We start from the raw sequence: 7,200 nt of genomic DNA on the forward strand, positions 1-7,200 counted from the left end.
TCGGTGGTGAGAACCGCAGATATGATCAATGATGCCATTTTGCGCGGGCATCTATGGGCTGTCGACCGCAATATCAAAAAAACCTACATGAGTGATGTCAGTGAAAGCGTCAATGCCTATTTGCGTGATTTAAAAGCACAAGGCGCCATTCTTGGTGGGCGTTGTACACCTGATCTAGAGTTGAATACAGCAAGCGCTATTGAAAGCGGCAGAGTCTATTTCAATGTCGAATTCACACCAACAACACCAGCAGAACACATCACATTCCGTTCACGCATTGTGAATGATTACTTAGAGGAGATTTTTTAATGGCTATCCCCGTTTTACCAAGAGTTTTGAAATATTTTAACATTTTTGTTGACGGCATTCCCTATCAAGCAAAATGTGAAAGCGTAACACTACCAAATTTGAGTTTGGTTGTTGAAAGTTATCGTGGCGGAGGCATGGATTCCTCCATTGAAGTTGACCTTGGTCTTGAAACTCTCATTCTCACCATGACCATTTCTGATTGCTCTCCAGAGTTGATGGCACTGTTGGGGCGCACTGATGTCAACATTTCATTACGCAGTTCAATGCAAGCGCAAGGCACACCCGCAGAAGGTGTTGTCATTACCATGAGAGGACTATGCAAAGGCTTTGAAATAGCAGAATGGCAACCGGGGAGCAAAGCAACATCCACAGCAACATTCACATTACAGTATTTCAAATATGTCCAGAAAGACGTTGAAATCGTTGAGATAGACGTCCTAAACCTCATCAGAAAATTTAATGGCGTCAATCAATTAGCAGATCATAGAGAAAACATAGGATTATGAAAATGACAGTACAAACAAGCATTACACATAAATTACTTGTACCGGTTACCTTTGAAGGAAAAGAACACACCGAAATCACCTTACGGCGCATCAAAGTAAAAGACATGCAAGCCATTGATAAAAAGGAAGGCACTGATCAGGTGGTAACTATGATCGCACGCCTTTCGGGATGGCCATATGAAGCTGTTGGGGAACTTGATGGCGGCGACATGGCAAATCTTGGAGAGATTTTGGAGTCTTTTACCAAACGGCGGGATACCTCGACTGGGAAACCGCCGCAAAACTCATAGCCGATATTGCCATTGTGTTCCATTGGTCCCTTTCAGACATGATGGAAATGGAACCACAAGAACTCATATTCTGGCGAAAACAAGCAGCAGAAAGGTATAAGACAAAATGAGTGAAAAAGTTGCTGATGCAAAGGTGAGATTATCTCTTGAAGATAAACTCACCGCACCTCTTAAACATCTTCAAAAAAAATTCGATACATTGTCAAAAACACTCTCACTGAGATTAAGTATTCCGCGCTTTTCTGCTGCTGTCAAAAACATGACGTCAAGTTTGAAAGGTGTTCAAAGTGCTCTTGGAGTGGCGGCAAGCCGTGCTTCGGTCTTTACTGGTGCTTTAGGGCTTGCTGGTGGTGGTCTTGTGGCAAGTGTGACCGCCGTTACCATGAAAACCATGCATCTGGGCGATAGTCTTTATCACGCATCACGCCATTTAAATATGAGTGTTGCATCACTTCAATTATGGGGTGATGCAGCCGATAATTCAGGCACTTCCGCCGAACTCTTTCAACAATCCTTAGCAACTTTAAATAGGCGTTCTGCGCAAGCCTATGCTGGACAAAAAAGAGGCATGATGGGCTTTGAAGCGCTTGGCATTTCTGTCAAAAACACTTCTGGAAAACTCAAATCCACTTCTGTCTTGTTGGAAGAAATTACCGACAAGATGAGTAAGATGAAAAATCAAGCACAAAGACAGCATATTGCTGCTCTGTTGTTTGGTGGTGATGGTAAAGAAATGGCTACCATGCTTGCACAAGGCATGGCTCCCATAAAAGAGCTCTTTGCAAAGGCGCGGAAAGGAAAATGGCTGATAGGTGCCGATGTTGCACGCTATGCAGCAGATTTAAGTGACAAAATGGGAGCCTTTAAGAAAAAAATAGGCGGTATCGCGAGCTTTATTGGCGCGCGTTTCATGCCCGTGATCAATGACATGATTGACGGTTTTTCTCGCCTGATTGATGAAAACCGCGACCTCATTCAAACAACCGTTGCGAGCTGGGCGAAAACCTTAAGAAAAGTCTTTAATGATTTGCTTAATCCTACCTCTGATTTAAGAAAAGGTATCAGTGATCTCACAGAGAGAATTAAAAGCTGGTTTTTCTGGCTAGAACCTCTAATTGGTGAAATAACCCTCTTTAAGGTAGGGCTTGTGGCACTTGGTTCCTTCATTTTTGGTCCACTCATTGCCGCATTAGCAGCCGTAGGAGCCGCATTTGTCACGCTTGGCTATGCAATCATGACCACACCTATCGGCTGGATACTTGGTGGTATCGCGGCACTTGTTGGAGCTGGATATCTGCTCTACAAAAATTGGGACAAAATCAATGGCTGGCTGCTTACATCACTAGCCATAGTAAGCGCAGTTTTTATCAGGCTTGCTTTCGCTCTTTCAGGACCAGTGCTTTCAGCCTTCACTTCCGTTGGTTCTAAAATTACCGGTCTGGCTGCAAATCTTGGAAAATCCCTGCTCTCAAAAATAATCGCAGCAGATAAAGCTTTTATTAGATTTTCTGCTACTCTGGGAAGATCACTGCTTTCAGCATTAGCCTCAGCTGCTTCTGCAGTTGCCAGTCTTGCTTTAACTCTTGTAGGGACACTGATTTCGGCAATAACTGCCGTTAGTTCTGCTTTTATATCGCTTGGTATCGCAATCATGACCACTCCTATCGGCTGGATAATGGCTGGTATTGCTGCCCTTGTTGGAGTTGGATATCTTCTCTACAAAAATTGGGATACGGTAGTAAGCTTCATAAGCAACTTATGGAATTCTTTTGCGAGCTTATGTAGTAACGTTTTCAATAACCTCTTGACGCTCTTTAAAAACTTTTCACCACTTTCTTGGATTTCGAAAAAAATCAATGAACTCATTGAATGGCTGTTTGGTGTCGATTTAATGGAAGTAGGCTCAAATCTTATTAATGGACTTTGGGACGGCATCAAAAGCAAATGGAATGCTCTGTCTGAATGGTTTAGCGGCATGATAAGCAAGTTAACCAGCTGGATGCCTAATTGGATGAAAGAAAAGTTAGGCTTTAATGTCTCAATCAATAAGACTTCAACGGAGACGATTAAAACCTTTACCAATGAAACCAATGCACGTGCAAAAAGAATGCTGGATACAGCAGTGGTTACAAATACCCCGCCTGAAAAACGCAAGAGTGGTTTTAATACAAGTGTCGTTGAAACAGGACAAATGCAGGCAACAAATAAAGTGGGTGCCTTTAAAGCTCCAAAGCCCATTACGGTTCATAAACCCGTTGAAGTAGACGCCCGTGTAACCATTACAAATCTCAATATTTCAGTACCAAATGGTCTCAAGGACGAAATCAGAGACGCTGTCAATCAAGCACTCGAACGCTATGCAAAACAGCAACGTTTAGCCATAGCCTCTAGCCTTTCGGATTAAATACCATGATGTTAGCTTTGGGTGGTTTTATTTTTTCCATTGAAACAGCAGCTTATCAAACACTTGATATGTCTTATGGAGTTCCATGGGTAGAGCAAGGGCGATTGGGGCGAAAAGCTGCTCTTCAATTGCCTGCTGTTGCAAATGCGGAATTTTCTTTAGCAGGCGTGATTTATCCAGATTTCAAAGGTGGTCACGGACAAATCGAATATTTGCGACAAATAGCGCATATGGGACCTCACATTCTTGTGACTGGTCAAGGCAAAATCTTAGGTAAGTTTGTCATTCTTTCTGTAGAGGAAAAGCAAAGTGTTTTTCATCATAACGGCACCCCCAAAAAACAAGAATTTACGATAAAGTTGAGAGAATATGGTGAAGACCTATGAGTGATCTTTATATGACCAAAGATGGTGATATGGTTGATGCCATTTGCTGGAAATACTATGCAAAGGGTCAACAAGCCCTTGCTGTTGAACGCGTCTATGCAGCTAATTTTGGGCTTGCAGACTATGGACCCATTTTAAAAGCAGGCATCACGATACTCTTACCAACCCTCCCCTATCCGAAAGCCACACCAGTAATCAGAATTTGGGGTAGCAAATCATGAAACCTTTTTGCATGGTTCTGGCAAATGGAGAAGACATCACAAAAACGCTCATGGACTATGTTTTATCGATTGAAATTACCGATGAAGCAGAAAACAAAAGTGATCGTATTACCATAGAGCTTGATGACCGTGCGCGTGACAGTGATAACGGCTTTCTTGATATTCCTCTTATCGGGACAGTCATTTCTGTAAAACTTGGCTATGAAGGCGGAAAAAACCGCGATATGGGAGCCTATCTGATAGACGAAATCTCTGTAAGCAGCCCACCACAAAGCTTAAGCGTGACAGGGCGCGCCGCATCAATGAACACGTCTTACAGAACCCCCAAAAGCCAATCCTATCACCAGCAAACCCTTGGCAGTATTGTTCAAGAGATAGCAGAGCGTAATGGCTATACGCCAAAGGTTGATCCTTCTCTTGCAAAAATCGTTGTGCGACACATTGACCAAACATCAGAAAGCGATATGGCTTTTGCTACACGCCTTGCAGAAGACTATGATGCGGTAGCAAAGCCCGTTGATGGCAAACTTGTGCTCGCCAAACGGGGTGAAGGCAAAGCCATTACCGGTGAAACACTCCCCGTTATTATTATCCATGAAAAACATTGCACCTCTTGGGATTTTAAATACAGTGCGCGTGATGAAGCAGGTGCAGCCAATGGCTTAGAAACAGATGTGGGAGACGACCAAAAAGCCGCGGCTGATGCACGAGAACCAGAAGAGATTGATGATGATGAAAACTTTATCCATATGGATGACAGTGACAAAGCACCATCATCATCTGAATCGGAAAAAGCAGAAACAACACCTGAGAAAGAAGAAGAAGACAAAGAGAAAAAAGGCGGTGTTCTCGCAACCTATCATGACTTACGCAGTGGTGAAAAAAAAGAAGTCAAAGTTGGTAATCCGCCGTTTCATGAACTCAAATACACCTACCATAACCAATCAGAGGCTGTTGCGGCCATTGCTGCTTATCGCAATAAATCATCACGCGGTAAGTCTTCTTTCTCATGTGATATCGGTGGTGATCCGTTTGTACAAGCAGAAGCAAAGCTTGTTCAAGAGCCCCCTTTCCGCCCCTATATTCCAGCAGAATGGCGCATCAAAAGTGTTAAGCACAAACTTGATAAAACGAGTGGTTACACCACAAAAATAGAGTGCGAACTTTTTGATAAAGCGCAAGAAGATGCGGCTGGAAACGTTGCAAACACAACACCAGACAAGGATGATACCCTTGATCCAAACGCCCCACCAGACGCATGCGACGAAGGCGAAGGCGTAATCCATATGGATGAAGAGGATACATGAATAAAGCTATCTTATCTAATGATGATAAAAAGCATATTCTTTTCCGAAAAAAGAAATCCAATTTTTATTTTACTATTCCTAAAAATACAGCCAAACAACGTTCAATCTCTAGCATTTCCTTTGCTTGAAGAGAGCCAAAAATGGAACTCATTTTGTCACATCTTACCGTCATAATCTTATCAATCATTACTTGCGAAGGTTTTTGCAAACCATTTTTAGCGTTTGGCTGAATCGTAATGCGGAGTAATGGTGCATCAACAAGTGTACTTGTAATTGGTAAAACCGTCATGCTGGTATGTTCACTAAATTGATTAGCTTGAATGATCAATGCGGGTCTTGGTTTACCAAAATCACCTTGTATCGCTATTGTTACCAGAGAACCACGCATCATTCTGTCCAACCATCAACATCCATTAAAGATTGGTCCATAAACAACTGCATAGATGTATTTTTTTTATCCATTTTTGCCACTACGCGACACTGACGGCGGCATTCTTCTGCAAAATACGGCTGGCGTGTATCTGGAACCCAAATCTGCATTAAGCGCAAACCTGCTTTTCTTTGTGCATTGCGATGTTTTTGAACACGTTCATTAACGTGCATTGTACCCATAATAAAATCTCCATTATGTTTCATGTAACGTATAACACAGAAAAAAGTTACATGAAACGAGATTTTTAATAATACGCAATAATTACAATTTTAGATTTTGACGCATCCCCGCCTTGTGTGGGGCTTTTTTTATGGAGAATCATATGCGAAAAATATCAAAAGAAGGACTTGCACTTATCAAACAATGGGAAGGTTTGCGTTTGAACGCCTATAAAGATGCCATTGGGGTATGGACAATAGGTTATGGACATACAAACAGTGCTGGAAAGCCTTTTATTTACGAAGGCATGACAATCACTGAAAAGCAAGCAGAAGAACTTCTTTGCCAAGACTTAAGACAATTTGAAAATGTCGTTGAACGTGCTGTTACAGTTTCATTAACGGATGAACAATTCGCAGCGTTAGTGTCCTTTTGTTATAATGTAGGAACAGATGCTTTTTGTAACTCGACACTGTTAAAAAAGCTCAATCAAGGTGAATATGAAGTTGTCCCTGCAGAGCTACAGAAATGGACCAAAGCAGGCGGTAAGCGTCTTGAAGGTCTCGCACACCGGCGTGCGGCAGAAACAGGCTTATGGGCAAAAGGGGCTTATGTTTCCTCCAATTATCAAACAGTAGAAACGCAAGCATCAACGGGGGTTTTCAAAGCCGAAGCCCTTGCACCAATTATTGGCTCTTTTTCTGGGCTTGGTGGTTTGTTAGCAGGAAATGGACCAATCCAATGGGCTTTGGCCACCATTATGGTTTTAGCCGCATGTGCTGGTATTTTCTTTGTTGCTAAACGCTTTCAGGAGCACCGCCTATGATCTTATGGATGAAAAGAAATCTGATGGTAACAGGCGCGGCTTTAGCCGCTTTTTTTATTGCATTAGCAAGAGCTTTTACTCTTGGGAAAAAAGCAGAGCAACAAAAGCAAACAGAAAAGGCTTTAAAAGCAGCCAAAACACGTCTGGAGGTGGAAAGTGAAGTTAATCAAAAAAGTGATGCTGATGTGCGTGCTGCTCTCTCTGATTGGTTGCGCGACAAATAAATATGCTTCTTCTTGTGTTGGCTGGTTGCCAATTTATTTAAGCCGGCAAGATTTGAACGCCATCAGTTCAAACTTAGCAAGAGAGATCTTAAAGCACAATAATCTAGGTGAACGCGTATGTGGGTGGAAACATGG

At 42.4% G+C, this 7,200-nt stretch carries 13 protein-coding genes; 11 read left to right on the forward strand and 2 right to left on the reverse strand.

Features of this window, described 5'->3' with window-relative positions:
• The 8 genes from PVV60_RS09030 to PVV60_RS09065 form a co-directional block, all read left to right on the forward strand.
• Positions 1 to 309, forward strand: a 309-nt coding sequence (locus PVV60_RS09030; protein WP_273724429.1) for a phage tail sheath C-terminal domain-containing protein, incomplete at its 5' end; no start/stop codon positions are given.
• On the forward strand, positions 309 to 815 hold the full coding sequence (locus PVV60_RS09035) for a phage major tail tube protein (RefSeq protein ID WP_273724430.1): 507 nt from the start codon (positions 309 to 311) through the stop codon (positions 813 to 815). The genes PVV60_RS09030 and PVV60_RS09035, both read left to right, overlap by 1 nt.
• A gap of 2 nt (positions 816 to 817) precedes the next feature.
• Positions 818 to 1,105: a phage tail assembly protein gene (locus PVV60_RS09040; protein ID WP_273724330.1), complete on the forward strand. Its 288-nt coding sequence runs from the start codon at positions 818 to 820 to the stop codon at positions 1,103 to 1,105.
• A 47-nt stretch (positions 1,106 to 1,152) separates the two neighbouring features.
• On the forward strand, positions 1,153 to 1,215 hold the full coding sequence (locus tag PVV60_RS10875; RefSeq protein ID WP_234924827.1) for a hypothetical protein: 63 nt from the start codon (positions 1,153 to 1,155) through the stop codon (positions 1,213 to 1,215).
• Complete coding sequence (locus tag PVV60_RS09050; protein WP_273724431.1) at positions 1,212 to 3,509, forward strand: phage tail protein; 2,298 nt, start codon at positions 1,212 to 1,214, stop codon at positions 3,507 to 3,509. Before PVV60_RS10875 ends, PVV60_RS09050 begins: the two co-directional genes overlap by 4 nt.
• A 5-nt stretch (positions 3,510 to 3,514) precedes the next feature.
• A complete protein-coding gene (locus PVV60_RS09055) occupies positions 3,515 to 3,895 on the forward strand; it encodes a phage tail protein (protein WP_273724432.1) in 381 nt (126 codons plus the stop codon).
• Positions 3,892 to 4,116 carry a tail protein X gene (locus PVV60_RS09060; RefSeq protein WP_273724325.1) on the forward strand — a complete coding sequence of 75 codons (225 nt, stop codon included), beginning with the start codon at positions 3,892 to 3,894 and terminating at the stop codon, positions 4,114 to 4,116. The genes PVV60_RS09055 and PVV60_RS09060 overlap by 4 nt, the downstream gene beginning before the upstream one ends.
• On the forward strand, positions 4,113 to 5,423 hold the full coding sequence (locus PVV60_RS09065) for a contractile injection system protein, VgrG/Pvc8 family (RefSeq protein WP_273724433.1): 1,311 nt from the start codon (positions 4,113 to 4,115) through the stop codon (positions 5,421 to 5,423). Before PVV60_RS09060 ends, PVV60_RS09065 begins: the two co-directional genes overlap by 4 nt.
• A gap of 64 nt (positions 5,424 to 5,487) precedes the next feature.
• On the opposite strand, the gene PVV60_RS09070 is transcribed toward PVV60_RS09065, so the two are convergent.
• The gene (locus PVV60_RS09070) at positions 5,488 to 5,811 is read right to left on the reverse strand and encodes a type II toxin-antitoxin system PemK/MazF family toxin (protein ID WP_208431501.1); all 324 of its coding nucleotides are present in this window, start codon (positions 5,809 to 5,811) and stop codon (positions 5,488 to 5,490) included.
• On the reverse strand, positions 5,811 to 6,035 hold the full coding sequence (locus PVV60_RS09075; protein ID WP_273724434.1) for an antitoxin MazE family protein: 225 nt from the start codon (positions 6,033 to 6,035) through the stop codon (positions 5,811 to 5,813). Before PVV60_RS09075 ends, PVV60_RS09070 begins: the two co-directional genes overlap by 1 nt.
• 143 nt (positions 6,036 to 6,178) lie before the next feature.
• Here PVV60_RS09075 and PVV60_RS09080 point away from each other — a divergent pair, with 143 nt between their 5' ends.
• The 3 genes from PVV60_RS09080 to PVV60_RS09090 form a co-directional block, all read left to right on the forward strand.
• On the forward strand, positions 6,179 to 6,841 hold the full coding sequence (locus PVV60_RS09080) for a lysozyme (RefSeq protein ID WP_273724435.1): 663 nt from the start codon (positions 6,179 to 6,181) through the stop codon (positions 6,839 to 6,841).
• Entirely contained in the window at positions 6,838 to 7,065 is a 228-nt protein-coding gene (locus PVV60_RS09085; protein WP_273724436.1) for a hypothetical protein, read from the forward strand. Before PVV60_RS09080 ends, PVV60_RS09085 begins: the two co-directional genes overlap by 4 nt.
• Positions 6,998 to 7,200: hypothetical protein (locus tag PVV60_RS09090; protein ID WP_273724437.1), on the forward strand; the 203-nt coding region annotated here is incomplete at its 3' end. The genes PVV60_RS09085 and PVV60_RS09090, both read left to right, overlap by 68 nt.

It is taken from the genome of Bartonella sp. AU18XJBT (genome assembly GCF_028618595.1).
In the GTDB taxonomy this organism is placed as follows: Bacteria; Pseudomonadota; Alphaproteobacteria; order Rhizobiales; family Rhizobiaceae; genus Bartonella.